We start from the raw sequence: 25,874 nt of genomic DNA on the forward strand, positions 1-25,874 counted from the left end.
TTTTCTCAGTTCAAGGACAATCAGCGGTATAAATCCAACCCCGATCCACGCCACGCACTGATTTAGCGTAACCGGTTCGATCTGGAACAGCGTTTGCAGCATTGGAACATGGTGTATCGCCAACTGCAAGGCGAAGCTCACTGCCACAATCAGAAACAATCGCATGTTGGAAAACAGGCCTATCTGCCAAATGGTGCGCTGTTCGCTACGTGCGCTGAAGGAGCGCAGCAACTCGTCGATCACCAGGGCGGTAAAGGCAGCATCGCGGGCTTGCTCAAGGCTGTTGTTGATGTAGAGTTCATAGGCAAACACGCCGAGAGTGACGCTGGCGGTCAGCAAGCCGGTGAATAGAGTTAGCTTAAGAAAATCCCGGTTGAACAGCGCCTCTTGGGAACGTCGCGGCGGGCGATTCAACACGCCGGGGTCAATCGGATCAGTCGCCAGAGCCAGCGCCGGCAAGCCGTCTGTCACCAGGTTGATCCATAGAAGATGCAGCGGCAGTAGCGGCAGCGGCCAGCCCAGAAGAACCGCGCTCAGCATCACGATCAATTCGCCGGTATTGCCGCTCAACAAATAGGCCAAGGTTTTGGCGATATTGTCATAAATACCCCGTCCTTCTTCTACGGCAGCGACAATGGAGGCAAAATTGTCATCGGTGATGATGATGTCGGCAGCCTCCTTGGTCACCTCGGTGCCGGTAATGCCCATGGCGATACCGATGGACGCCTCCTTGATCGCAGGCGCATCGTTAACCCCGTCCCCGGTCATCGCCACGACTGCGTCCTGCGCCTTCCAGGCGCGGACAATGCGGAGCTTGTGCTCGGCGGTAACCCGTGCATAAACCGAAACCCGTGATACACGTTCCTTCAGCGCTTCGTCGTCCAGGCGGTCAAGCTCGGCTCCTACGAGAACTTCGTCGCCCTTGCCCAGAATGCCCAATTCATGGCCTATGGCCCGTGCGGTATCGGGATGATCGCCGGTGATCATCACGGTTTTGATGCCTGCCCGTTTGCATTTGACCACGGCCTCCTTCGCCTCGCCCCGGGGTGGATCCTGTAAGCCTATGAGTCCTAACAAGATAAGTCCCTGCTCGATCTCCATATCGTTTACAGTCACGCCTTCTTCGAAACTGAAGCCGTCCAGGGGGCGCTCGGCGACGGCAAGCACGCGCAGGGCATCGTGCGCCAGTAACGTGTTAGCATCGAGTAGCCGGGTGCGGTCGCTTTCAGTCAGTTCCCTGACTCCCTGGTCGGTACGAATCAGGGTGCAACGGCTGAGAATAACTTCTGGCGCACCCTTGACGAATGCCCAGGGATGATTCTCCTGACTACGGATAACGGTCATGCGTTTGCGGTCGGAATCGAAAGGCACAGCAGCCAGTCGCGGCATTTCAGTCTCGATGGCTGCGCGGATAATACCGCCTTTGGCAGCGGCCACCAGTAACGCCCCTTCAGTAGGATCGCCCACTACTACAGGCCGGTCATCTATTAGAGTCAGTTCGGCATCGTTGCAGGCAGCCGATGCGTGCAACAAGGCAAAAAGTTCGGGGCTTTTTGACGGCAAGCTTTCCACGTTGCCGGAAAAGAATGCACCTTCGGTTGAGTAACCTTCGCCGGTAACGCGATACAAGCGTTCCGAGGTAATCAACTTGCGGGCCGTCATTTCACCCATCGTCAGCGTGCCGGTCTTGTCCGTACAGATAACCTGAACACGGCCTAGCGTTTCAACCGAGGCCATGTGCCGCACCAAGGCATGACGCCGCACCATGCGCTGCACACCCAAAGCGAGAGCGACCGTCACCACCGCCGGCAGCCCCTCGGGAATGGCGGCGACCGCAAGACTCACCGAACTCAAGAACAGCTCAAACGGCGTCATTCCGCGCAGTAATCCGAGACTGAAAATCAGCGCAACTATGCCGAAACAGGCCCACAACAGCAGGCGCGCTACCCGGTCAAGTTGGCGTTGCAGCGGGGTTTCTCCGCTTTCGGCGGTCTCCAGAAGTGTGGCAATATGGCCGAGTTCCGTCTCCATCCCGGTATTAACCACCAAAGCGCGGCCGGTTCCACCCGTTACGCTGGTGCCGAGGAAGACCATGTTTTTCCGCTCCGCCAGTGGCGTTTCCGTAGGCAAGCCGTCGGTGAACTTACCTACGGCTTGCGATTCGCCGGTGAGCGGCGCTTCATTGATGCGAAGAACTGATGTCCGGATCAGGCGAGCGTCCGCAGCGACCAGATCCCCGCCTTCCAGCAGCAGGATATCGCCAGGAACGATTTCAGTTGCGGCGACCACCACGCTATGGCCGCCACGCACCACGCGGCAATGGGGAGCTGTCAGACGGGCCAGCGCTGCTGCTGCCTTTTCGGCACGATACTCCTGAATAAAACCAATCACCGCGTTCAGGATTACGATAGCAATGATGGCGATACCGTCTACAGTTTCGCCCAGTGCTGCGGAAACTGCCGCCGCGCCAATCAGCACCCAAATAACGAGACTTTTAAACTGGCTTACAAAAATAATAAGAGCCGAGACGCGCTTGCCCTTGCGTAGTTTATTTTGCCCATACCGGGCAAGCCTGACAGTCACTTCCTTATCGGCAAGTCCCTGCTCCACATCGGTAGCAAGACGGCTTGCGGCTTCGGTAACCGATAACTTGTGCCATGCGTTCATAGTGGTGTTCCTCCTTCCATTAACATTAACAATGAAAACTAAATAACCTGAACGGATGGTAACATTCCCATCCCCTGGCTTGTGTGAAGCATTGCATCCGGCGATGCATATTTGCCATACTCAAGCCCGCCTCGGCGGCTTTTTCATAGGCGTTAATCAGCGTCTGGCAATGGTCTTTAAAACTTTGCTCATGTCTACCGTAGAAATGGCTTTTTGACTCGTATTGGCTAAGAAGTTTCTTGTGTTCCTCAACCTTAAGCTGCATTTCTTTGGCCGCTTCTTCATAGCGTTTCGCCAACGTATCATGATCGGCTTAGGTTTTCGCATTTTGTACGGCCAAGCTCATATCCATCGGATGCGGGTTCATCTCGCTACATGCGGACAGTAAACCAACAACCAAAAGCAGGGTAATCAGTAATTGTGTTTTCATGGATTTTCTCCAAAGTAATTCAATAGTTAAAATGACATTGTTTTTCAGATTGTTAATGTATCGTTCAGTTGGTAATGACATCGTTCATCCTCTTTAAAAAATAGGAGGAAACGGGGTAGGCTGAAAACTTTTACATGGTGGGGCTGGACGCTTACCATTTTAAAACATTGAGATGCCCCTATTTATGACACCATACTGCGATCAGTTTTCGGCACTCAACTCTCCATTCACAGCCCTCACCGCCACAAAGCATACGGGTTTCAGATCGGAAACAAGGACGATGCTGACTAATATTTTGAATGGCTTGTATGAGTTCGATCTCCAATCTCATACGTTCCGGGTTTTGAACACCAATAGATTTTGCTAATTGTTGCAGGCCTGAAATTGTCATTCCCCCGTTTTCTTCGGACATTGAAAGATAGTGTGTTACCAGCATCGCTGAATAGTCTTTTTCGGCCTCTAGCCAATCATCCAATTCTTTGCCGGGTTCAAATCCCCTGGCTTGCGCTCTGTAATAAGCCGCTACTGAAATCCACTGATGGCGAGGTGTACTTTCTCCCAAGAGCTGTTCTGTTGGTGAAGTTGGCTGTCCTTGTGAATGGTTGTCCACTTTCGCTATGGGCGCGTTATTGCCTTTTGGGTTAGTTGAATTTTCTTGATTATTTGGATTCAAGATTTTGTTGAATTCAGAATTATCGCTCATTTTATTACCCTCTTTAACTTTTACGCATCGCCAAACGTATGGAGAAACGTCGAAGGCTCAGAACCAGAGACGCACCCCGGCAACGAGCCGCGCTTCCTCGGCATCTTTACCGGCAGCTCGTATATTATTTGCCGCCGAGCCAAATCGACTGGCCCATTCAATGCCAACATAGGGGGCAAATTCCCGTCGAACCTCGTAACGCAAGCGCAGACCCGCTTCAATATTGGACAAGCCGCTACTCACGTCTCGCGTGTCGTCTCGCTGGCTATAAAAATTCATCTCAATACGTGGTTGCAAGATGAGCTTTTGCGTCAGCAATAAGTCGTATTCTGTTTCAAGACGAAATGCGGTGCGCCCTTGCTCGTTGGCATAAGCAGTCGCTTCCACATACAGCCAGTAAGGCAATAGCCCCTGGATACCGAAGGCGAGCCAGCCGCGATCCGTGCCCTTGCCGGTGTCGTAACGTACACCCAATTGCGTGTCCAAATAAGCGGTAATCGCATGCGCCCAAAGCAACTCGTTGCGTGCGTCTTTAAACTTGCCGCTCTCAATCTCGCCTTCGGCTCTGATGAGTGCACGATTATAAGTCTGCCCATACCAGGCCTGCCAGTCATAGGTCATGGCGGTGTTGCCGCGAGTAGTTACACTTTCAAGCCGATCGGCCAACAGAGAGCCAAAGTTATCTTCGTCGCCCATCTTTGGCCGTGGAATCGGGCCGAAGTCGTAGCCATCCGAATAGGCGTGCGGATCGCGGGCGTCGGCTGGGGCCGAGCCGCCCTGCATGGACATGGATTCGCCGCCGCCATGATTCATGCTGCTCATGTCACCGGCTTTCCCGGAAGTTGCGCCACCATGGTCCATGTCATGTCCTGAACCCTCCCCCGTGCCGGACTTATCACCTTGTTCCATGCCCGGCATGGCATCGTGATTCATCCCACTATGATCCATGCCCGGCATCGCATCGTGATTCATCCCGCTGTGATTCATGCCCGGCATGGAACCGTGATTCATCTTGCCGTGATCCATGTCCTGGGTAGCCTCTATCTGCTCGGATGCTTTTGCCGCAGCCGGCTTTGATTCTGTCCCAGCCTTTATATTACGCCGTTTCCGCTCCGACTGCGCGGAACGATTGGCGTGGTGGTCGGCGTGCATGGGGTTCGTTCGCACTTTTTCCACGGTCGTTAGGTCTTGCGCCCAGACGGAAGACAGTTTGAGAACCATCAAGGCGGCGATCAAATTTACTCGACGGTTCATCATCTTTCCCTGCTCCACTTTTCGATTACTGCTGTTTGATTTCGCCATACTCAGGCCACAACCACTTCACGCATCATGCCCGCATGCATGTGCAGGAACAGGTGGCAATGCCACGCCCAACGGCCCAAGCCGTCGGGCGTGACGAGGAAAGTGACACGCTGCGCCGGCTGCACAATAATGGTGTGCTTGCGTACCTGGAAGCGTCCGTCCGGGCTTTCCAGCTCGCTCCACATGCCATGCAGGTGCATGGGATGGGTCATCATCGTGTCATTGACCAGAATCACGCGCAGCCGCTCACCATAGCGAAAATGCACCGGTGTGGATTTGCCGAACTCAAGGCCATCAAGTGACCAGCTGTAACGCTCCATGTTGCCGGTGACATGAAGCTCAATTTCCCGAACCGGTTTTCTAGTATCCAGCGGCCCTCCGATGGTGTGCAGATCGGCATAGGTAAGCACCCGGCGGCCATTGTTGCGCAGGCCGATACCGGGATCATCCAGATTGGTGCGCGGCGTGTCCACACGCATGTCTACGCCGGCGCCATATTCGGTACTGGCGTGGCGCACGCGCACCTGTCCGCCGCCCATGCCGTGGGCGCTGTGATCCATAGCCATACCGCCATGATTCATCCCCTCCATTTCACCACTGCCCATGTCGCCCATCATATCCTCCATGGTCAGCGGTTCGGGTTTATCCGGAGAAGGCACCGCCGCCGTCATGCCGGCACGCGTTGCCAGCGTGCCGCGGGCATAGCCGGTACGGTCCATCGACTGGGCAAAGATGGTATAAGCCCCTTCTTCTGGGGTAACGATGACATCGTAGGTCTCGGCTGGTCCGATGCGGAATTCGTCCACCGTGACCGGCTCGACGTTCTGTGCGTCGGCCTGGACCACTGTCATCTTGAGCCCTGGTATGCGCACATCGAAAAACGTCATCGCGCCTGAGTTGATGAAGCGCAGCCGCACCTTCTCGCCCGGACGGAATAGCCCTGTCCAGTTACCGGCCGGGGTGGTTCCGTTCATCAGGTAAGTATAGGTATAGGCAGAAATGTCCGACAGGTCGGTCATATTCATGCGCATCATGTTCCACATACGCCGCTTTTGGATAGCCGATACAACGCCCTCACCAGCCGCATCATGAAAGAAATCGACGGCCGTCGGCTGGTTGAAGTTGTAGTAGTCGCCTTGTATTTTGAGCTTCTCGAAAACCCGCATCGGGTCTTCGTCAGTCCAGTCGGACAGCTGCACCACGTAGTCGCGATCGGCGCGGATCGGGTCGGCGCCGACCGGGTCAACGATAATCGCGCCGTACAATCCGGTCTGCTCCTGCATGCCGGAATGGGAGTGATACCAGTAGGTACCGGATTGTTGCACCTTGAAGCGATAGGTGAAGGTTTCCCCCGGCGCAATACCTTTAAAGCTCATACCCGGCACACCATCCATTTGATAGGGCGGGAGGATGCCGTGCCAATGAATCGACGTTTCCTCGGCGAGGCGGTTGGTGACGCGAAGCGTCACTGTATCCCCTTCTCGCCAGTGCAGTGTCGGCGCAGGAATCGAGCCATTAACGGTGGTTGCCACGCGTTGCGCACCGGTAAAGTTAACGGGGGTTTCCGCTATCGTAAGGTTAAATTCCGTACCGGTAAGTATCTCGGCGAGCTGTGTTGTTCCCTTGGCTTGAGCCGTTTTGAGCCACGGCGGCAGCCCTAACAGAATACCGCCAGCGACCAGCCCTTCAATGAAGCGCCGACGGGAAGGATTAGGCAATAGTAGCGAAGGTTTGGAAATATGTTTCATTATGATACTTACTCAGACAAGAAATTGTATTCGGCCCAGGTCGCCTGAAGTTGAAATAATAGGGATCTCAGGCTGCCATTACTTTAATGGCTATGTCCGCCGCCGCTGCCGCGAGATGAACGACTGTCATCTTTAGATCTATTGGAATCTGTTGCGCACGCAGAAACAGCGACTAAAAAAAGGGTGATTAATGCAAATTTCATATATTTCATAGGATTCTCAGTAATATTATTTAGTATGGATTTCTTATTTAGCGTCAGTATGTTCGTGCGCATGACCGTCAGATGGGGCTGGCCCGGAACGACTCGCGTTAATTTTCGAGTTGGGTGCCACCCCCTGGGACGCTGTGACTTTGCCAGCCGGCTTGTCGATTTTCTGCACGGGTTCCTTGACTGGCGGGGCTTCGGCGGCAGTCGGCGCGGGCATCGCGCCGTGACCACCATGAGCGTCGTGGTCTGTAGCGGCGATGCTGTGCGCAGAAAAGACTGTGGCGACGAGGGTGACGAGGACGGGGGTAAGCAAACTTTTCATGGGTTTTCTCCTAGGGTTTAGTGGATTTAGTGGGTTTAGTGACTGGCAAAAATGCGGGTGCTGCCGTCCGCCTGGACGAGCAGAGTTTCATAAGGAACTGGCTTGGCGGTTTCCATGCCCGGCGAACCGGGCGGCATGGAGGGAACGGCCAAGCCGAGAGCATTGGGTTTTTCCTTGAGCAGGCGCTGGATGTCGGCGGCAGGAACATGGCCTTCAATGATGTAGTCGCCGACCTGGGCGGTATGGCAGGAACCCAGGCGATCTGGCATGCCCAGTTTTTTCCGCGCTGCCGGGACATCGTTCACTTCGCGGGTGCTTACCTGAAAACCGTTCTGTTGTAGGTGCTCAATCCATTTTCCGCAGCAACCGCAATGGGGATTTTTGAACACTTCCACCTGCGTCGCGGCTTGCGCCCAGGCGCTACCGGTGCTGACGAGAAAGACTAACAATAAGGAACGAAGATGTGGTTTCAGATCTGATTTCATGACTGTTTCCGGGTTGATTTGAGTGCGGCCAGTTTAAACAGCTGTTCCTTACGGGAGGCTGACCAAGACATTACATTTACGTAATTTTTCTGGGCTTACTCAGTGCTTATGAGCGCCGTGCTTGTGGGAATGCGGTTTTGTGTCGTGGGGATGTTCGACGTCGGACTTGCTTCCCATTTCGGCTTCGTGCCCCTCCAGACCTATATGGGAATGCCCATTGCTGGCCTCGATTTGTCGGCGATACTCTTCAGGGGAAAGGCTAGTCATGATCTTAAGGAAAGCCGTCAGATCCCATATCGCCTCGTCCTCCATGCCGCCTTTCGACCAGGCCGGCATGCCGGTCGCCTTGACGCCGTGTTTGACGATCCAGAACCGGCGGGCATCCGTCCGGTCGGAATCGGCGGCATTTGCAGGTTTGGAAAGATTCAGCGGGGTCGGATAGAGGCCTTTACGTATTTCGGAATCTTCAATGCCGGGTGAGAGGTGGCAGTTCGCGCACATGGCGTCGTAGTTGCCGGCGCCCCGGCGAATCCGGCCGGCATCGGACAAGTTGTCCGGTGGAACAATGTCGGCGGCCCTGCGTGCAATGGACTGTTCCCGCGCCCACTCAATGAGGCGATAAACGGCGGGGCTGTGGGGCTTATCGGCCGCCATATCGATCGCTCCGGCCTGGAGCAGACCAATCACCGTTACGGCGCCGAGGCTAAGGACGGCCAATGCGCCCAGCAGAATTTTTTTCATGGAAAGTTCCCGCAAATTGTCTGTAGGTGTATTCTACGATACCCCAGTTAACGGGAAAGTGACGCGCGGATTACATTTACGTAATCTTCGAGATTTGGTCTCGCTGCCAGTATAGAATGGCGTTAATACGAGACAAGTTACGCGGGGAGTACGCATGAAAATCCTGATCGTGGAAGACGAACCCAAAATCGGGGATTACCTGAGACAGGGCTTGGCGGAGGCAGGCTTCGTCGTCGATTTAGCGCGGAATGGGCTGGACGGTTTGCATTTGGCGCTGACAGAAGCCTACGACTTAGCAATTTTGGATGTGATGCTGCCCGGCATTGACGGCTGGCAGGTGCTGCAAGGTATCCGAAGGGCGGGTAAGGAAATACCGGTGCTCTTTCTCACGGCCCGCGATGACGTTGACGATCGGGTCAAGGGACTGGAACTCGGGGCGGACGACTACTTAGTGAAGCCTTTCGCCTTTTCCGAACTGCTGGCCCGCGTCAGAACCCTGCTCCGGCGCGGAGGAAAGGCCAAGGAGTCCGAGATTCTGCGAGCCGCCGACCTCGAACTCGACCTGATACGGCGCCGGGTAGCGCGGTCGGGCAAGAAGATCAATTTAGCATCCAAGGAATTCGCCCTGTTGGAACTCCTTTTACGACGCCAGGGCGAGGTGCTTCCCCGCTCCCTGATCGCCTCCCAGGTGTGGGATATGAACTTCGACAGCGACACCAACGTGATCGAGGTCGCCATCCGGCGTCTGCGGGCCAAGGTGGACGACGGCTTCGAGCCGAAACTGATCCACACCGTCCGCGGTATGGGCTACGTGCTGGAGACAACCGAGTGAGGCCGATCGGACGCAAATCCATCACGCTTCGGTTGACCCTGCTCTTCGCGTCAGCCTCAACGACTGTACTCCTGCTGTTGGGGCTGCTGATCGGCTCGCTCGTTGAGCGGCATTTCGAAGAGTTGGACATGGAATTGCTCGGCGGCAAACTGGAACTTCTCCACCACACCTTTAAGAAAGTTCGCTCCGACCAGGAACTGGAGGCGCTACCGGGACAACTTCAAGATTCCATGGTGGGACACCCCGGTTTAGTAGTGGCCGTTTTGAAGCCGGGTGGTCAGACCCTATATTCAACTGAAGGTGCGAAGTTACCGGAAGAACTGCTTGCCGGAGTCAGAGAGAATCCCCTCCGCCCATTGCTTTGGACCGACCCTGAGAACCATCGCTATCGCGGGATTTCCGCCGAAGTGCCGACCAGTATCGAAGGCGCGACTCCGGTGGTCGTGGCCGTGTCCACCGACCTGTCGCACCACGAGCATTTCATGCACTCGTTTCGGACGGCGTTGTGGACGGTCATGGGCCTGGCGGCGCTGCTGACCGGCTTTCTCGGCTGGGTAGCAGCACGCCAGGGACTGGCGCCCCTTCGGGACATCAGTCGTAGTGCTGCGGGTATTACCGCGAACCGCCTTAACCAACGGTTGCCTTTAGACTCCATTCCCGTCGAACTGGCCGAGGTAGCGGAAACCCTGAACGAGATGCTGGCACGGCTCGAAGAATCCTTCCGTCGGCTGTCCGACTTTTCCTCGAATATCGCCCACGAGTTGCGCACGCCGGTCAGCAATCTGCTGACACAAACCCAGGTCACTTTGTCCAAGACCCGGACACTCGACAAATACCAGGACGTACTGGCTTCCAACGCGGAAGAGTTCGAGCGTCTGTCGCGGATGATTGCCGACATGCTATTCCTGGCTAAATCGGACAACAAGCTCATCGTCCCCCATCGCGAGAAGGTCGATTTGGTGGCGGAGGTGAGCAGCCTATTCGAATTTTACGAGGCGTTAGTCGAGGAAAAGGGAGTCAGTCTGACCTATTCAGGAAGGGGCGCTGTTTACGGCGACAGGTTGATGCTGCGCAGAGCCGTCAACAATCTGCTCTCGAATGCGGTGCGCCATACGCCGGAACGGGGAAAGATAGTTGTTCGCGTTAACGATTCCGACATCTCGACCGTCGTTTTGTCGGTGCAAAACACTGGTGAAACCATCGCCCCCGAGCATTTGCCGCGGCTGTTCGACCGCTTCTACCGGGTACATGCATCACGGCAGCGTTTTGGTGAGGGCGCGGGACTCGGTTTGGCGATCACGCGTTCTATCGTGCACGCCCATGGCGGCGAGGCTTTGGCGCATTCGGAGGGCGGCTTCACGACGTTTGAGATTCGGCTTCCGGTTTGAAAAATGATGACGGATTTCCAGGAAAACTCCCGTGCCTACCGGCCTGCGGTTTCAGGGTCGGTATTATGAAGGATGAATAAATTCAAGATGAAGTGGCTACACTAAACCGGACATACAGGTACAAAATACAAAAATGAAACTGACAATTGGTAAACTAGCCAAACAAGCCGAAGTGACTGTTGAAACCATCCGCTATTATCAGCGTATCGGTATGCTGGATGAACCCGGTAAACCCGGTAGCGGTTTTCGGCACTATCCAGCCCATGCCATCACCAGAATCCGGTTTATCAAACGCGCTCAACAAGCGGGTTTTACCTTAAAAGAAATTGCCCAACTGTTATCGCTTGATGCCGGTCATTGCGCCGATGTGCGAAAAATTGCCGAACAGAAATGTCAGCAAATCGATGCGCAAATAAAGGACTTAACGGCTCTGCGTAATGTATTGGATAGCCTGGTTAGAGGTTGTCAGACTGATTCTTCCCCGGAACATTGTTCCCTCATCGATGCACTTTCGACCAAATAACTCGGACTCAAAATCCTGAGCATTCAAAAATAATGCAAATTCCTCTTGACTCTGTTCTGTAGAACAGGGTTTAGACTCCTATTCGAATTATTAAAACCTGACATTCCCTGCATTCATCATACCCTTGCTGAATGCAGCACTCAGACGTTTAGTTTTTATTTAGGAAAATTCTTATGACTACAGAACATGAAATACCACCCACAGAAGACCCATCCTGGCTAGGCATTGGTGCCATAGTAGCCGCCATTGGCGCATCGGTCTGCTGTGTTGGCCCCTTGCTGCTTGTATCTTTGGGGATTGGCGGCGCGTGGATGAGCGCCTTGACTTCAATGGAAACGGTCAGGCCTTATTTTATTATTCTGACCTTGGTTTTTATTGGTTTGGGCTATCGCAAGCTCTATTTGATACCGGATAGCTGTGAAGAAGGTAAAGCCTGCGCAACATCCGAAGTCAAGCACAAACAGCGGATGATCTTCTGGATTGGCTCGGCATTGATCTTGCTGCTGTTGACCTTTCCCTGGGTTGCCCCGTTTTTTATGGAATAAGGAGAATAATGATGACTATTAAAACCGTATGTTTAACGTTGAGCTTGTTGGCCGCACCCTTATTAATGCAGACAGCCCATGCCGAAGCAGTTGTTCCTGTTCAAATGCAAAATCAAAACAACAGTCAATCCGTCACATTGGCTATGCAGAACATGACCTGTGCGATGTGTAAGATCACCATTAAAAAGGCTTTGCAGGGTGTCGAGGGTGTAGAAAAGGTGAGTGTCGATGGGGATACTAAAATGGCATATGTTACGTATGATCCGCAAAAAACCAGCATAGAAGCCTTGATTAAAGCGACTACAAATGCAGGTTACCCAGCGACTGTTCACCAACCAAAGTAATCCTTTGGTTCCCACGCAGGAGAGACTGTGAAAGTATTCATTTTTAGAAAAGAATTAAAGAATAACCACGAAGACACGAAGGACACGAAGTTTTCAATATATTGAATAAGAACAATTATTTTTTCTTCGTGTCCTTCGTGTCTTCGTGGTGAATAATGCTTTTTGCCTGATTTGGGTAATACTTTCACAGCCTCAGGAGCGTGGGAACCAGAACAACAGAATGAGGAAACAATCGTGGATATTGAAACTGTGTTCAAGCTAGCGGGCTTTCTGTTATGGCCGTTTTTGCTTGCGTTCTTATGCTATCTTTTTGATATAAAAGGCTTCTTGTGCTGTGCTAGAAAAGGAAATCCTGATGTGGACCAAAAAACTGAAAATTGACGGCATGACCTGCCCCAGCTGCGCTGACGGTATCGAGAAAAAACTCAATGCGCTTGAAGGTGTTGAAATCAAAGTTTCGTATCCGGAAGGCAGTGCCATGCTGACGGTGACGGGTGAAACCCGTCTTGAATCACTGATTCAGCACATTGCGCAAAAAGGTTATCGGGTTAAAGAGATTGCCGATAAGACTGTCAAAGCCGATAAAAAAACAGCACCTGTAAACAATGACAAGCCGCTGCATGTGGCGATCATCGGCAGCGGCTCGGGCGCTTTCGCCTGCGCCCTTAAAGCGGTGGAAAAGGGCGCCAAAGTGACGATGATTGAACGCAACCCGATCATTGGCGGCACTTGCGTCAATATCGGCTGCGTGCCTTCCAAAATCATGATTCGCGCGGCGCATATTGCGCATCTACAAAAAAATCATGGGTTCCCCGGCATTAAAAAACAACAACCGGCGATAAACCGCAAACAACTGCTTGCCCAGCAGCAAGCCAGGGTCGATGAACTCAGGGCGGCTAAATATGAAAATATCCTGGCAACCCATCCGGAGATTAATCTGGTCAAAGGACAGGCACGGTTTAAAAACGCCAACACGCTCATCGTCAATCGGGAACATGGCGAATTCACCGAAATTACAGCAGACCGTTTTCTGATCGCCACCGGATCGTCTCCGGGTATACCGCCCATTCCGGGACTGGCGGGCACGCCTTATTGGACATCCGCCGAAGCCTTAGTGGCGGAACAACTGCCGGAACATTTAATCGTCATTGGTTCAGCGATAGTCGCTCTGGAGCTGGCGCAAGCCTTTTTACGGCTGGGGTCGAAAGTAACGTTGCTGGCTCGCCATACGCTCATGTATCGGGAAGACCCCGCCATAGGCTCGGTATTGCAAGCCGTCATGGAAGACGAAGGCATGACCATCCTGACCCATACCCAGCCGGAAGCCGTGAGCTATAAAAAGAGCCTGTTCGGTCCAGGAAAATTTACCTTGAAAACCCGGTCAGGCCGAATGCTTTCAAGCGACCAATTACTGATTGCCACCGGTAGGCCGCCTAATACCGAAAATCTGGGTCTGGAAAAAGCGGGGGTTAAGGTCAATAAGGATGGCGCTATCGCCATTGACAATCACATGCGCACCCGTGTCGAACACATCTATGCCGCCGGCGATTGCACCGACCAGCCGCAGTTCGTCTATGTCGCGGCAGCCGCGGGAACCCGCGCCGCCATCAATATGACCGGAGGTGACGCCGCCATTAATCTGTCGGCGATGCCGTCCGTGATGTTTACCGAACCGCAAATGGCCACTGTCGGCTTGACTGAACGCGATGCACAGCTGAACAATATCAAAACCGACAGCCGCCTGTTGCCGTTGGAGAATGTGCCGCGCGCCCTGGCTAATTTTGAAACCCGAGGCTTTGTCAAACTGGTCATCGAAGCAGGCAGCCGCCGCTTGATCGGCGCGCAAATCCTGGCGCCGGAAGCAGGCGAGATGATTCAGACGGCGGTACTGGCCATCCATAACCGGATGACGATAGAAGACCTGGCCGGACAATTGTTTCCGTATTTGACGATGGTCGAAGGTCTCAAACTGTGCGCGCAAACCTTTGTCAAAGACGTGAAAGAACTCTCTTGCTGTGCGGGCTAAAGCTACCGCTCCTCGGCAATTGCTCCTGCATTGCTCTACCTCCTGCATAAGCCACAAGGATGTGGCGAATGCAGATTTTGCAAGGAGCAAAAATCTGCCCATGCAGTCGTGCTCACGCCCCTTGCCTACATCCCTGTAGGCAAAGATGAATGCCTGTTTTAAGGAGAATTAAAATGAATGAAAAATTAAGTCAATTTGGCGGTTTGTTTGGTGCCGCGGTTGCCGCGGCCTGTTGTCTCGGCATCCCTGTCGTGCTCAGCGCCGTGGCTGCCGTTGGGCTTGGCTTTCTGATATACGATGCCTTTTTGTTGCCGATGTTCATAGGGTTCGACGCTTTAAATATATGGACGCTTTATCGTTCCGCCAGGAAACATGAAGCACTATCGGAAGAAGCGATGCTCGCGTTCCGGACCGGCAGCATCGGCGCATCGGTTAGCACTTTAGGCTTAGGGCTTAGGAATTGGCTCCAAATAACTTCCCGGCTCGAAACCTGCCAGGTTTTAAAAACCTGGCAGGTTTGAAATGTATTTCGGGAAGTTAATTTTGACCAAATCCTTAATGCCTACATGGATTGAAGCCTAAGTGCCACGAAAGTTCACCAATATCCCAACCAACATGGTGATGGGTTTCCTCGGCGCCGGTAAAACCACGGCCATTCTTAATCTGCTTAAACAAAAACCGGCTGACGAAAAATGGGCGGTATTGGTCAATGAGTTTGGACAAGTCGGCATTGACGGCGCAATCTTCGCGGCTTCGGACGCGATAGTGAAAGAAGTGCCGGGGGGCTGTCTGTGTTGCGCGGTAGGACTGCCTTTCCAGGTTGCCGTTAATCGCTTGTTAACGGAAGTCAAACCGGATCGTTTGCTCATTGAACCAACAGGTTTAGGGCACCCAAAGCGGGTATTGGATAGGCTCGCCGAAGGGTATTTTCGAACCGTACTGGATGTGCGAGCCAATATTTGCCTGGTTGACCCGAGAAAGTTAAGCGATAGCCGCTACACGTCATATGAAAACTTTGTCGATCAAATCGCCTTATCCGATGTGCTGGTCGCCAATAAAATGGATTTAGCCGACAAAGCAGCGACTCAGTTGTTTGAGCGTTGGGCTGACAGAAGTCGTCCACGTAAAACCGTGATTGCTCAAACCGTTCAAGGACAACTGGATGTTGCCTGGCTGGATTTAATGAGAAACCCGGAAAGGCAAGCCTCTTTTCCTAATGCTCATCAAACCAGATCAATTCATCGGACAGCCGAAACCGCCCTGGAGAATAAGAATCAGCTTAAGTCTAATGCAGCGGATGGTTACCAGAGTTATGGCACTGTATTTCCGGAACACAGTTGCTTTGATTATGCACGCACAACACGGTTATTAAACAATCTTGAGGCGGAACGAATAAAAGCGGTTTTTGCGACCAATAAAGGTTGGTTCATTTTTAATGCAGTTGACGGGGTAATGACTATCGTTCCGTGCAAACCTTCAGCAAACAGCCGGATTGAAATAGTTGCTACACAAAATAACTGTCAAGACATTTCGACGGAGTTAAGTCACTGTATTGTAAACAGATGTTAGAACCGTAGGGCTAAACAACGTGCAGCTCATCAATCGCGAACAATGGGCTTCGCGTCTCTCGACCCATCCTACGAAACTTACAATTACCCACTGCGTGGGAAGGATGACACACTATGATAAATGAATGGCTTAAAATTGCCTTGCAAAAAAATATCCTAATGCGTGCAATCAAGGTTGCGCTGGTGGTTGGTTCAATTCTGATGTTAATCAATCACGGTGATGTAATACTGAGCAATGGATTATCGATAAAGGAACTCATCAAAATTACTTTGACCTATTTAGTACCCTATTGCGTTTCGACCTATTCAAGCACTGAAGCGGTTTGCGCTGCTGAAAACAGGCCCAGTATTAATCAATTAATCCGGGAATTGCTCAAGCGGAAAAGCTCCGAATTAGCTCATGGCTCAATAACTGTTTTTAATTTGTTCATCATCCGACTGCAACAGATAAAAAAACGTACCTATTCAGCACATAGAGAAATAGAACACAGATGACACGGATTAAACGGATAAACACTGATTAAAAAGCACAAAACAAACTTGGGGCTCCGTCTTTAAAAATCCGTTTAAATCCGTCCTATCTGCGTCATCCGTGTTCTAATTAATCATAGTTAGCGTGCGCCGAATAGTTACTAAAAAACAATCGAAATACTTAACGAGTTGTACTTATGAGTAGCGATCAAAAACAGCAGTTCTCCCGTTATTCCGCTCTCGTGATTGAGCCGGATAACACTTCATCGGCAAAAAACTTTACGTATTTCACGCCTTGGCTTTTTGTCTTCACCCTGATCTGGCTTGCCGTTTACGGGTTGGTATTTCCAGACCCCATCGGACTTGCGGCCAGCCATTGGCCGCTGGTCATCGTCGGTGTGTTCGGGGCTTTCATCGGCAATGCCACCGCGATTGGAGGCGGCATTGTTTTTATCCCCGTGCTGATGTTCGCTTACCAAGTCGATCCCGTCAGCGCCTTGAAACTCGCGTTCGTCACACAAGCCGTCGGCATGACCAGCGGCGCATCCGGTTGGCTGCGGCGCGGCGAAGTACCGTTACCGCTTTTGAAATGGACCGTGCCTGCGCTTATTATCGGGACAATGATGTCCACATTCTTGATTCACCCGCAGCCGATGCTGGTCAAAGGGCTGTTTGGTCCCATTGCGTTCATAACGGGCTTGCTGACGCTGATCACGCTGGATCGAAAAGGCGGACTATCAGAACTTCCTGCACATGCCCGTATTCCAATCGTCCTGGTTTCTTTTACCGGCGGCATGATTACCGGCTGGGTTGCGATCGGCGAGGGCGAAATCATTGCCGCCTTTTGTATGCTCGCCTATGGCCTTAACGCTAACCGGGCAATCGGACTGGGCGTGGTATTGTTGTCGTTAAATTCCCTGCTACTGGCTTTTATTCATGCCTTCTATTACGGCGGCGTACCCTGGGAGTTGGCGGCATTCACGATGCTCGGCGTACTCTGGGGCGGACGGCTGGGACCCTTTCTTGCGCAATGGATTTCCCCGCGCGCCACAAAAAAGGTTTTCGCCTTTATCGCGTTGCTCGATGGCTTGATGATTACCCTACAGGCGAGCTATGTGATGTTTTTTCGGTAAAGTACTTATAAAACTTTGCCCAAGAGAGTGACGCGTGCAAATTTGCCATATTCAAGTTTTCCTCGGCGGCTTTTTCATGGGCATCAATACCCTTTAGCAATGTGTTTTAAAACTTTATGTCAACAGCATCGATGACTTTCCTGTAGGTGGTTTGGTTTTTGCTGTATTGGTCAATTTTCAGCGATATCACACTAATATTGACTGCTATGTGTCTTGGCGTCGACTACCGCTGGCAGTAGCCAAAAAATAGGGACCAATGAGGCGCTGCAACATTTCTTCCATCCTGTGCTCCTCAAAGCCGCTCATCTCCTCGTGAAGACGGAGTGCGATCATCGCAAAAACACTCACCAACTGCGGATCGAAGTGGCTACCACTTTCCCGTTTGAGCATAGCGATGGCATCGACCACTGCCCATGACTCTTTATAAGGGCGGTTAGAAGTCAGGGCGTCGAACACATCCACGATGGCGAATATTCGCGCATTCAAGGGAATCACTTCACCCTTGAGCCCTTGTGGATAACCCGTACCGTCGTATTTCTCATGATGAAATTCGACGACGTCCCTAGCGCCGCCGAGCCAACTCGATTTACTCAGAATATCCACGCCCAACGACACGTGAGTTTTCATGATCTCGAACTCTTCCTGCGTCAGTTTTCCCGGTTTAAGCAAGATCGGATCGCGGATACCGATCTTGCCGACATCATGCAAAAATGCGCCGGCGATCAGGTCGTGGATGTTTTCACGGGAAAGCCCGATCGCCTCGCCAAGCCGCAGCGCATAAAATGTTACCCGATAGTTATGGCTATTGGTATCGGAATCGCGTTCGGCAATCGCGCAGCCGAGCACATTCATCAGCTCCAGGTTGCCTTTCAGCAAATCGCCGGACAATTTGATCAGTCCCCGGTTGAGCGCCAAGATGATCGGATACATCAGGAAGGTGGTAAACGTAATGGCGAGGGCGACAAACAGCAGCATACGAAGCAAGTCGTCCTTAACCGAGGTGAGGGTCTCTCGATCAACTTGGTAGATACCTTCAAAATAGCCAATAAGAGAATTTTGGATATCTTTCAGGGGAACCAGGATGACCAGCAGCAATTCGCCACGAATGAGGTGAAACTGATGGGAGAACTCACCCACCTGTGGAAAGCGATGGCGATAGCGTTCGATGTCCTGTTCGGCGACCTCCTGCCCTTGCCGAATGGTTTCAAGCTGGAGTTGTTTGTTGCGATCGTACAGTTCGACGACCAGGAAATGCTGGTTGACCAATTGCTGTGCCAACTCTGCCAGATGTTGTTGAGCTGCGGAATCTAGCCGTTCCAGGTTGTGGGCGGACTCCCCGCTGAAGGTCGCGGATTCCCTGAGTGCGAGTTCATGCACGAACTGCTGTATGCGATTGACTTCCAGCCATAAAACGACACCGCCGATCACCACGCTGAGCAACAGCCATCCCAGAAACAGCCGGATCAGGATTTTCCGGTGGATGAACCGGCTCGTGGCAAGGGCGGCTTGCGAGTCTGCCCTGGCGTCATCGGCCTTCCTCGTCATGGCTTCCGACCCGCTCATTCCTTCGCCTTGCCTACCGGAAACTTGATGTCCCTGTGCCAGCGCCAGATCACGTAAACCGCCGGGATCACGAACAAGGTCAGCATCATGGCCGAAAAGACACCGCCTATCTGGGGCGCGGCCAAGCGCTTCATCACGTCCGCGCCGGCGCCGCTCGCCCACATAACAGGCAGCAGGCCGATGACGTCCACTAGGCCGATTATCGCCATGGGGCGGATACGCTCCAGCGCGCCGTTATGGACGGTTTCGATCAGATCGTCCAGGGTGCGCAACCCGCCCGCCGCCTGACGTCGGAGGCAGGCTTCGTCCAGATAAGCCAGCATCACGGCGCTGGTTTCGGCCGCCGTACCGATCACCGTGAGAATGCCGACCCACACCGCGATGCTGATGTTGTAGTCCAGCAGGAACAGCAGCCACACGGCGCCCACCAGCGACATGGGCAGGCCCAGCATGACGATGAGGGTTTCGGTGATAGAGGGGAAGACGAAGTAATACAGCACGAAGATGATGGCGACAGTCAGCGGCACCGCCAGCTTCAGCCGCTCCTTGACCCGCTGCATGAATTCGTACTGACCCGACCAGACGATGGTATAGCCGGCGGGCAGTTCGACCTTCTCCTGCACCGCCCGCTTCAAGTCCTCCACGTAGCCGCCCACATCGCGCCCGGCCATGTCCACGTATACGTAGCCGGACAACATGCCGTCCTCGTCGCGGATCATGGCAGGTCCCGACACCATTTTCAGGTCGGCCAGTTGCGCCAGCGGCACCTGGGCGCCGTTGGGCGCGCTGACCGTCACACGTCTCAGTTTGTCCAGGTCGTCGCGCAGTTCGCGCAGATAGCGCAGGTTGACCGGGTAGCGCTCACGCCCTTCGATGGTCGTGGTAATGCTTTCCCCGCCGATGGCCGATTCGATGATCTTGCTAACGTCCATGACGGTGAAACCGTAACGGGCGATTTCCTCACGCTTGATGACGAAGTCCAGGAAATAACCGCCCGAAACCCGTTCCGCATAAGCGCTACGGGTGCCGGGCACGTCCTTGGCGATCATCTCGATGGCTTTGCCGATCTCCTCGATGGCTTTCAAATCCGGCCCGAAGATCTTGACCCCCACCGGCGTGCGCACGCCGGTGGTGAGCATGTCGATGCGCGCCTTGATCGGCATGGTCCAGGCATTGGTGACGCCGGGGAATTGCAAAGCGCGATCCATTTCGGCAACGAGGTTCTCGTAGGTCATGCCTTTCCGCCATTGCTCCTTGGGTCTAAGTTCCACCACCACTTCCATCATGGAAAACGGCGCCGGATCGGTGGAGGTTTCGGCGCGCCCGGCCTTGCCGAATACCCGTTCCACCTCGGGGAAAGACTTTAGTTTTTGATCCATTTGCTGCAATAGCTTGCCGGCCTCGGTCACGGAAATGCCCGGCAAGGTGGTCGGCATATAGAGGATGGTGCCTTCGTACAGCGGCGGCATGAATTCCGAACCCATGCGCTGTAACGGCACAGCGATGCTGGCCAGCAGCAGCAAAGACAGCGCCACCAAGCCGAACCGGTGGCGTAAAGCCAGGGCCAAAACCGGCGCGTATAACCGCCGCAACAGCCGGGTGACGGGATGGCGCTGTTCAGGAAAAATCCGTCCGCGCATCAACCCCGGCAAACAGGCTGGCACCAGTGTGATGGTCAATGCAGCGGTAACGGCTATCCCCAGGTTGGTGGTCCAGGCCAGTGGTTTGAACAAACGACCCTCCTGTGCTTCAAGGACGAAAATCGGGATAAAGGAAACGGCGATGACTAGCACCGAGGCGAACATCGCCGGCCCCACTTCCTTGGCCGAGTCGATAAGCACCTGCAACCGGTCGCCGGGACGACCGTCCCGCTCCCATTCCTCCAGGCGTTTGTGGGCGTTGTCCACCATGACGATGGGCGCGTCGACCATGTCCCCTATCGCCAAGATGATGCCGCCGATGCTCATGATGTTCATGCCCACGCCGAAGAAATACATGGGGATAAAGGCGATCAGGATGGCGATGGGCAAGGTGACGATGGGAATGAGCGCCGAGCGGATATGCAGGAGGAAAGCGACAATCAGCACGCCGGTGACGATCAGCTCTTCCGCCAGGTTTTCGTTGGCCGTGGCGATGGACTCCCGGATCAGGTCGCTGCGGTCGTAGACGGTGACGATTTTGACGCCGGCGGGTAGGGACGGTTCGATTTCCTTGATCTTGGCCTTGACCCGCTCGATGACAGCGGGGACGTCCTCGCCGTAGCGCATGATGACGACGCCGCCCACCGCCTCGCCCTGGCCGTCCAGTTCCGTGATTCCGCGCCGCATATCCGGCCCCAAACTAACCGTCGAGACATCGCGCAGCAGGATGGGGGTGCCGCTCGGACTGGCGCCCACCGCGATTTGCTCGATGTCGGCGGTGGACTTGATATAACCTCGCCCCCGGATCATATATTCCAGGCCGGAGAATTCGACGACCCGTCCGCCTACGTCGAGGTTGCTTTGGCGCACCTTGTCGATGATCTCGTTCAGATTAAGCCGGTAGGCCAGCACCTTGGTGGGATCGAGATTGATCTGATACTGGCGCACAAAACCGCCTACGCTGGCGACTTCAGCAACGCCGTCCACGGCGCGGAGCCAATAGCGCAGATACCAGTCCTGGAACGAGCGGAGAGAAGCCAAATCCTGCTGCCCGGTTGTATCCACCAGAGCGTACTGAAACACCCAACCGACCGCCGTGGCGTCCGGCCCGAGCTGCGGCGTCACGCCTTCCGGCAATTTGCCGGATAACTGGTTCATATATTCCAAAACGCGGGATCGCGCCCAATAGATGTCGGTGCCGTCCTTGAATAGCACATAGACGTAGGAATAACCGAAGTCCGAAAACCCCCGCACCACCGTCACATTGGGCGCGGACAGCAGGGCGGTGATGATGGGATAGGTGATCTGGTCTTCCATCAGGTCCGGCGAGCGGCCCGGCCACTGGGTATAGATGATGACCTGGGTGTCGGATAAATCAGGCAGGGCGTCGATGGAGGTGTTTTTCATGGCCCACAAGCCGCCAGCGGCCAGGCCGAAGACCAGCAGAAAAACGATGAAGCGGTTTTTGGCGCTGAATTCTATGATTTTTTCGACCATGACCGATCCTGTATACTATTTGAAATATCTGTTGAAAAGGGACGATCTCAATGCTTCATCCCTTTCATGCCGCCTACTGCACTCTTGAGCTGGCTTTCGGAATCGAGCAGGAAGTTCGCCGAGGTGACGATATGCTCGCCCTCGTGCAGTCCCTCCAGAATTTCGATCCAGTCGCCGCTACGCTGGCCTATTTTTACATTGCGCCATTCAAGTTTGCCGCCGCCCAGATGAATAAAGATGATCTGCCGCTCCCCGGATTCCAGCACCGCATTTTTGGGCACCGCCAACCGACTCCCCAGCGGCACGGCAAGCTCCACATTGGCAAACATTCCCGGTTTGAAAATTTCTGACGGGTTATCCAGTACGAAGCGAACCTTGGCGGTACGGGTTTGCGGGTCTACCGTCGGATAAATAAAATCGATCCGGCTTTGATACTGATTGTTTGGTGCGTAGGATAGACTGACAGATGCAGTTTGCCCCAGTTTTATCAGCGGCAGTTCATATTCGTAGATATCGGCCAGCACCCACACCTTGGTCAGATCGGCAATGGTATAAAGCTGATCGCCGGGATTAACGCGCATGCCGGCTAAAGCAGTCTTAGTAATGACCGTGCCGGTGAGCGGCGCATGGATCGGCAGGGTTTTCAGCACTTCACCGGTGCGTTCCAGATCACGGAGGTGATAGTTTTCAATATCCCACAGGCGTAAACGTCGGCGCGCCACATCAAGCAACGAATTCGCGCCTCTGGCAACTTCGGGGAACTCGCTGTTTCCCAACGCTTTTGCGCTTTGCAAGGCAAGCAAATATTCCTGCTGGGTTGCCACCAGTTCCGGGCTATACAGGGTAAACAGTATCTGGCCTTTTTTGACATGTTCACCCGTGGTGTTCACATAGAGTTGCTCGATCCAGCCTGCTATTTTGATATTCACCTGGGCGATAAAACGCTCGTTGATTTCCACTCGACCCACTGTACGGATTTTTTGTTCCATAAGCCGGTATTTGGCTTCCTCGAACTTGACACCAATCGATTGCAGGCGTTCGATGTCGATGTTCATGATATTCTGGGTATCAGGCCCTTTGGGTGCGGATAAGTGATCCGTTCCGGCATGATTCGGGGGTTCTCCTGTGTATGCCGGCGGTGCAGCCGCCAGCAGCAAGGCATAAATGGCTGCTGCACCCCACTTATTGAATAGTTGCTTGATGAGCATGCTTGGTTTCTGAATCATAGCCGTTCTCCAATGATGCCCTCTAGCCGGGCGAGGGCTTTTTCATGTTCGACCATTTCGCTGTGCAGTTCGATTTCATTGTCCAGCAGAGTCAGCAAACTGGTCAGCAAACTGAGGAAATCCACTTTGCCGACGCCATAACTCGCCTGAGCCGCGGCAAGCGTAAAATGTGCCTGGGGAATGATGGCGTCTTGAAGGATGCGGATAAGCTCTTCTGCGCGTTGTGCCTGTGCGATATTGTCTTTGACGCGAAACAGCAGTTCCTGTCTGACATTCTGCAAATCGTCCTTGCTGGCTTCCCGTCCGGCCACCGCCTCTCGTACCCCTTGCCGTTGTTTGGTGGCAAAATAGAGTGGAACTTCCACATTGAGCATGACCTGATAACCGTTGAGTCCGGTCGGTTCTTCACGGATGCCGCTGGCGCTAAGTTCAAAATTGGGAAAATATTCCCGTTTTGCCAGATCTATTGTTTTGTCGCCGCGTTCTACGCCCTTTATCCGAGTGGTCAGCAATGGCGCCGAGTTGCCAACCAGTACTTCCAGCTGTTCCTGACTGTGTTGCAACGGCATCATCGCAATCTCTTCCGGAATTCCCAACGCACTATAGGGATGGCGATTCAATATTCGGTTAATGTCTGCCGACAGCGACTGTTTGCGTTGTTCCAAACTAGCCAGCCGCGCGATCAACCGCGAAATTTCCGTCTGTGCCCGATAGACGTCCTGTTGTGCTCCCTTTCCTACAGCATAGTACGCCTTGGCGGTTTCCTCGAACTGAACCAGCAGGCGCTTGTTTTTCTCGACAATAGCTATCGATTTGTAAATAAAATGGAGGTCGTAATAGGCCTCCTTGAGGGCAGCCACCAGTCCGAGCCGGGTCGCCAGATAGTTTTGTTCCAGCATTTCGGCTTCACTGGAAGCGATCTCACCTTTGAGGCCGAGTTTGCCGGGAAACGGAATAGCCTGACTGACTCCAACCATCGTTTCCCGTTTTTCCAATTCCCTGTGACTCCAGAGAAGTTTAGGATCGGGCAGTGTTTGAACTTGGGAAATTCTGGCCTGAGCAGATACCCAGCGTTGTTCGGCTGCCTTGATTTCAGGGTTTTGGTCCAACGCCTCCTGGATCAGTTGCGCCAATGGCAAAACCCGCTCAACGTTGTTGTCAGCGGCGAGAATCGAAGCAGGCCACAACAGGCTAGCCCATAGCAAGGCGGATTTCATGATATTTCTCCTGAGCGTTCATTTTAACTGACTTGCAAAAATGACCAAGGCCGAAAATCGCCCGCCCTTGCGTAGTTTATTTTGCCCATACCGGGCGAGCCGCTTTTTCGTTTTATTGACAGAAAGCCCCTGCTCCACATCGGTCGCAAGAAGGCTTGCGGCTTCGGTAATCGATAGCTTGTGCCATGCATTCATAGTGGTGTTCCTCCCATTAACAGAGAATCGGCAATGCCATTTTTGTATTAAACGTTTGATTTTTCATTATTGCGATCTGCACTTTCTGGCAGACGGCAAAATCCTTGTGCAGGCAAATCCAGGGCACTATTAAATTTGCTGGATAAATTCTGGAAGGCAATGATCCCGGTTAGTTCGACTATTTCATCCTCGTTAAAATATTCATGCAGGCGCTGAGACAAATCGTCACCAACCTGCCGGTCGGTATAAGTCACAGCCTCGACATATTCCAGGACAACCCTTTCCTTGTTATCAAACAACTTGCTTTCTACCCATTGTTCAAGGGCCGCCACCTTGTTCATGGAGCCCGTTCTTTTTGCCAACATGGCGGAGTTAATATCAATACAAAAACGGCACTCGTTTATTTGCGAGACTCTCACCGTAATCAAGGATCGTAGAACTGGATCGATAGGGCTACTTTTTCTATCCAGCACCGCATAGAGTATAGCTATCGCTGCAAATAACCTAGGGACTCTGGCCCAAATCAATGCAGGCTTAAGGAGTTGTCCGTATTTTCTTTTTTGATTCCAAAAGAATGGACGAAGGTACCATGGGTAACTGGAAATAGGTTTTTCTGGGACTCTCATCTCATCACTGAAGCAGATAGAAAACATCCGGACTCATCCGAAGACGGTTCGGGCAATGGCTTACCCAGGGTAGGTAGCCTCTTTTTTTATATAAAGGGTTTTTATATCATAGCCAGGGGATGTTACCATCCCCTGGCTTGTTGTGAAGCGTTACATCTGGCGATGCATCTTTGCCATGCTTAAGTTCGCCTCGACGGCTTTCTCATAGGCGTTAATTAGCCACTGGCAATGGTCTTTAAAACTTTGTGCCTGTCTACCGTAGAGATAGCTTTTTGACTGGTACTGGCTAAGAAGCTTTTTATGCTCATCGACTTTAAGCTGCATTTCTTTCGCCGCTTCCTCATAGTGTTGCGCTAGCGCCTCGTGATCGGCTTTGGTTTCCGCGTTTTGTACGGCTTGACTCATATCCATCGGATGCGGGTTCATCTCGGCGCAAGCAGACAGTAATCCAACAACCAAAAGCAGGGTAATCA

22 protein-coding genes and 2 pseudogenes are annotated in these 25,874 nt (G+C 53.1%); 10 read left to right on the top strand and 14 right to left on the bottom strand.

Annotated features, from left to right (window positions below; translation table 11 throughout):
- Positions 1 to 6 precede the first annotated feature (6 nt).
- The 5 genes and pseudogenes from M0R47_RS12840 to M0R47_RS12860 all read right to left on the bottom strand — a co-directional run.
- Positions 7 to 2,667: pseudogene (locus M0R47_RS12840) on the bottom strand (cation-translocating P-type ATPase); the annotation flags it as partial.
- Positions 2,668 to 2,692: 25 nt separating this feature from the next.
- Positions 2,693 to 2,965 carry a hypothetical protein gene (locus tag M0R47_RS12845; RefSeq protein ID WP_292555398.1) on the bottom strand — a complete coding sequence of 91 codons (273 nt, stop codon included), beginning with the start codon at positions 2,963 to 2,965 and terminating at the stop codon, positions 2,693 to 2,695.
- Positions 2,966 to 3,275: 310 nt separating this feature from the next.
- Positions 3,276 to 3,800 (bottom strand): DUF2934 domain-containing protein, encoded by a 525-nt coding sequence (locus tag M0R47_RS12850; RefSeq protein WP_292555401.1) that lies wholly within the window; start codon positions 3,798 to 3,800, stop codon positions 3,276 to 3,278.
- Between the two features lie 57 nt (positions 3,801 to 3,857).
- Positions 3,858 to 5,054 carry a copper resistance protein B gene (locus M0R47_RS12855; RefSeq protein ID WP_292555405.1) on the bottom strand — a complete coding sequence of 399 codons (1,197 nt, stop codon included), beginning with the start codon at positions 5,052 to 5,054 and terminating at the stop codon, positions 3,858 to 3,860.
- 50 nt (positions 5,055 to 5,104) lie between these two features.
- Entirely contained in the window at positions 5,105 to 6,850 is a 1,746-nt protein-coding gene (locus M0R47_RS12860; RefSeq protein ID WP_292555408.1) for a copper resistance system multicopper oxidase, read from the bottom strand.
- 273 nt (positions 6,851 to 7,123) lie between these two features.
- On the opposite strand from M0R47_RS12860, the gene M0R47_RS12865 reads away from it, so the two are divergent.
- On the top strand, positions 7,124 to 7,402 hold the full coding sequence (locus M0R47_RS12865) for a hypothetical protein (RefSeq protein WP_292555411.1): 279 nt from the start codon (positions 7,124 to 7,126) through the stop codon (positions 7,400 to 7,402).
- A 14-nt stretch (positions 7,403 to 7,416) separates the two neighbouring features.
- Here the strand turns inward: M0R47_RS12865 and M0R47_RS12870 are convergent, their stop codons facing one another.
- A complete protein-coding gene (locus M0R47_RS12870) occupies positions 7,417 to 7,866 on the bottom strand; it encodes a DUF411 domain-containing protein (RefSeq protein ID WP_292555414.1) in 450 nt (149 codons plus the stop codon).
- A 99-nt stretch (positions 7,867 to 7,965) separates the two neighbouring features.
- Positions 7,966 to 8,607, bottom strand: a complete 642-nt coding sequence (locus M0R47_RS12875; protein WP_292555417.1) for a cytochrome c — start codon at positions 8,605 to 8,607, stop codon at positions 7,966 to 7,968.
- Between the two features lie 154 nt (positions 8,608 to 8,761).
- Between M0R47_RS12875 and M0R47_RS12880 the strand changes: the two genes are divergently transcribed.
- The 9 genes and pseudogenes from M0R47_RS12880 (at position 8,762) to M0R47_RS12925 (ending at position 17,437) form a co-directional block, all read left to right on the top strand.
- Positions 8,762 to 9,439, top strand: coding sequence for a heavy metal response regulator transcription factor (locus M0R47_RS12880; protein ID WP_292555419.1), 678 nt, complete (start codon positions 8,762 to 8,764; stop codon positions 9,437 to 9,439).
- Entirely contained in the window at positions 9,436 to 10,827 is a 1,392-nt protein-coding gene (locus tag M0R47_RS12885) for a heavy metal sensor histidine kinase (protein WP_292555421.1), read from the top strand. The genes M0R47_RS12880 and M0R47_RS12885 overlap by 4 nt, the downstream gene beginning before the upstream one ends.
- A gap of 133 nt (positions 10,828 to 10,960) precedes the next feature.
- The gene (locus M0R47_RS12890; RefSeq protein ID WP_292555424.1) at positions 10,961 to 11,350 is read left to right on the top strand and encodes a MerR family DNA-binding protein; all 390 of its coding nucleotides are present in this window, start codon (positions 10,961 to 10,963) and stop codon (positions 11,348 to 11,350) included.
- A gap of 173 nt (positions 11,351 to 11,523) precedes the next feature.
- Positions 11,524 to 12,239 (top strand): annotated as a pseudogene (locus M0R47_RS21950) (mercuric transporter MerT family protein).
- A 355-nt stretch (positions 12,240 to 12,594) separates the two neighbouring features.
- Positions 12,595 to 14,265 carry a mercury(II) reductase gene (gene merA / locus M0R47_RS12905; protein ID WP_292555430.1) on the top strand — a complete coding sequence of 557 codons (1,671 nt, stop codon included), beginning with the start codon at positions 12,595 to 12,597 and terminating at the stop codon, positions 14,263 to 14,265.
- A gap of 173 nt (positions 14,266 to 14,438) precedes the next feature.
- Positions 14,439 to 14,786 (top strand): MerC domain-containing protein, encoded by a 348-nt coding sequence (locus M0R47_RS12910; protein ID WP_292555433.1) that lies wholly within the window; start codon positions 14,439 to 14,441, stop codon positions 14,784 to 14,786.
- Between the two features lie 61 nt (positions 14,787 to 14,847).
- Positions 14,848 to 15,834, top strand: coding sequence for a GTP-binding protein (locus M0R47_RS12915; protein ID WP_292555436.1), 987 nt, complete (start codon positions 14,848 to 14,850; stop codon positions 15,832 to 15,834).
- 113 nt (positions 15,835 to 15,947) lie between these two features.
- Entirely contained in the window at positions 15,948 to 16,328 is a 381-nt protein-coding gene (gene nrtS / locus M0R47_RS12920) for a nitrate/nitrite transporter NrtS (RefSeq protein WP_292555439.1), read from the top strand.
- 173 nt (positions 16,329 to 16,501) lie between these two features.
- Complete coding sequence (locus M0R47_RS12925; RefSeq protein ID WP_292555442.1) at positions 16,502 to 17,437, top strand: sulfite exporter TauE/SafE family protein; 936 nt, start codon at positions 16,502 to 16,504, stop codon at positions 17,435 to 17,437.
- Between the two features lie 204 nt (positions 17,438 to 17,641).
- On the opposite strand, the gene M0R47_RS12930 is transcribed toward M0R47_RS12925, so the two are convergent.
- The 7 genes from M0R47_RS12930 to M0R47_RS12960 all read right to left on the bottom strand — a co-directional run bounded on the left by M0R47_RS12930 (position 17,642) and on the right by M0R47_RS12960 (position 25,872).
- The gene (locus M0R47_RS12930; RefSeq protein WP_292555444.1) at positions 17,642 to 19,000 is read right to left on the bottom strand and encodes an HD-GYP domain-containing protein; all 1,359 of its coding nucleotides are present in this window, start codon (positions 18,998 to 19,000) and stop codon (positions 17,642 to 17,644) included.
- Complete coding sequence (locus M0R47_RS12935; protein ID WP_292555446.1) at positions 18,997 to 22,137, bottom strand: CusA/CzcA family heavy metal efflux RND transporter; 3,141 nt, start codon at positions 22,135 to 22,137, stop codon at positions 18,997 to 18,999. The genes M0R47_RS12930 and M0R47_RS12935 overlap by 4 nt, the downstream gene beginning before the upstream one ends.
- Before the next feature lie 47 nt (positions 22,138 to 22,184).
- Positions 22,185 to 23,363: an efflux RND transporter periplasmic adaptor subunit gene (locus M0R47_RS12940; protein ID WP_292555449.1), complete on the bottom strand. Its 1,179-nt coding sequence runs from the start codon at positions 23,361 to 23,363 to the stop codon at positions 22,185 to 22,187.
- Positions 23,360 to 24,580: a TolC family protein gene (locus tag M0R47_RS12945; RefSeq protein ID WP_292555452.1), complete on the bottom strand. Its 1,221-nt coding sequence runs from the start codon at positions 24,578 to 24,580 to the stop codon at positions 23,360 to 23,362. The genes M0R47_RS12940 and M0R47_RS12945 overlap by 4 nt, the downstream gene beginning before the upstream one ends.
- 18 nt (positions 24,581 to 24,598) lie before the next feature.
- On the bottom strand, positions 24,599 to 24,775 hold the full coding sequence (locus M0R47_RS12950; protein ID WP_292555455.1) for a cation-transporting P-type ATPase: 177 nt from the start codon (positions 24,773 to 24,775) through the stop codon (positions 24,599 to 24,601).
- 47 nt (positions 24,776 to 24,822) lie between these two features.
- Positions 24,823 to 25,428 (bottom strand): carboxymuconolactone decarboxylase family protein, encoded by a 606-nt coding sequence (locus M0R47_RS12955; protein ID WP_292555458.1) that lies wholly within the window; start codon positions 25,426 to 25,428, stop codon positions 24,823 to 24,825.
- A gap of 123 nt (positions 25,429 to 25,551) precedes the next feature.
- Positions 25,552 to 25,872: a hypothetical protein gene (locus M0R47_RS12960; RefSeq protein WP_292555461.1), complete on the bottom strand. Its 321-nt coding sequence runs from the start codon at positions 25,870 to 25,872 to the stop codon at positions 25,552 to 25,554.
- Positions 25,873 to 25,874 lie beyond the last annotated feature (2 nt).

The sequence above is a fragment of the Methylobacter sp. genome (genome assembly GCF_023227905.1).
Lineage (GTDB): Bacteria > Pseudomonadota > Gammaproteobacteria > Methylococcales > Methylomonadaceae > Methylobacter_A.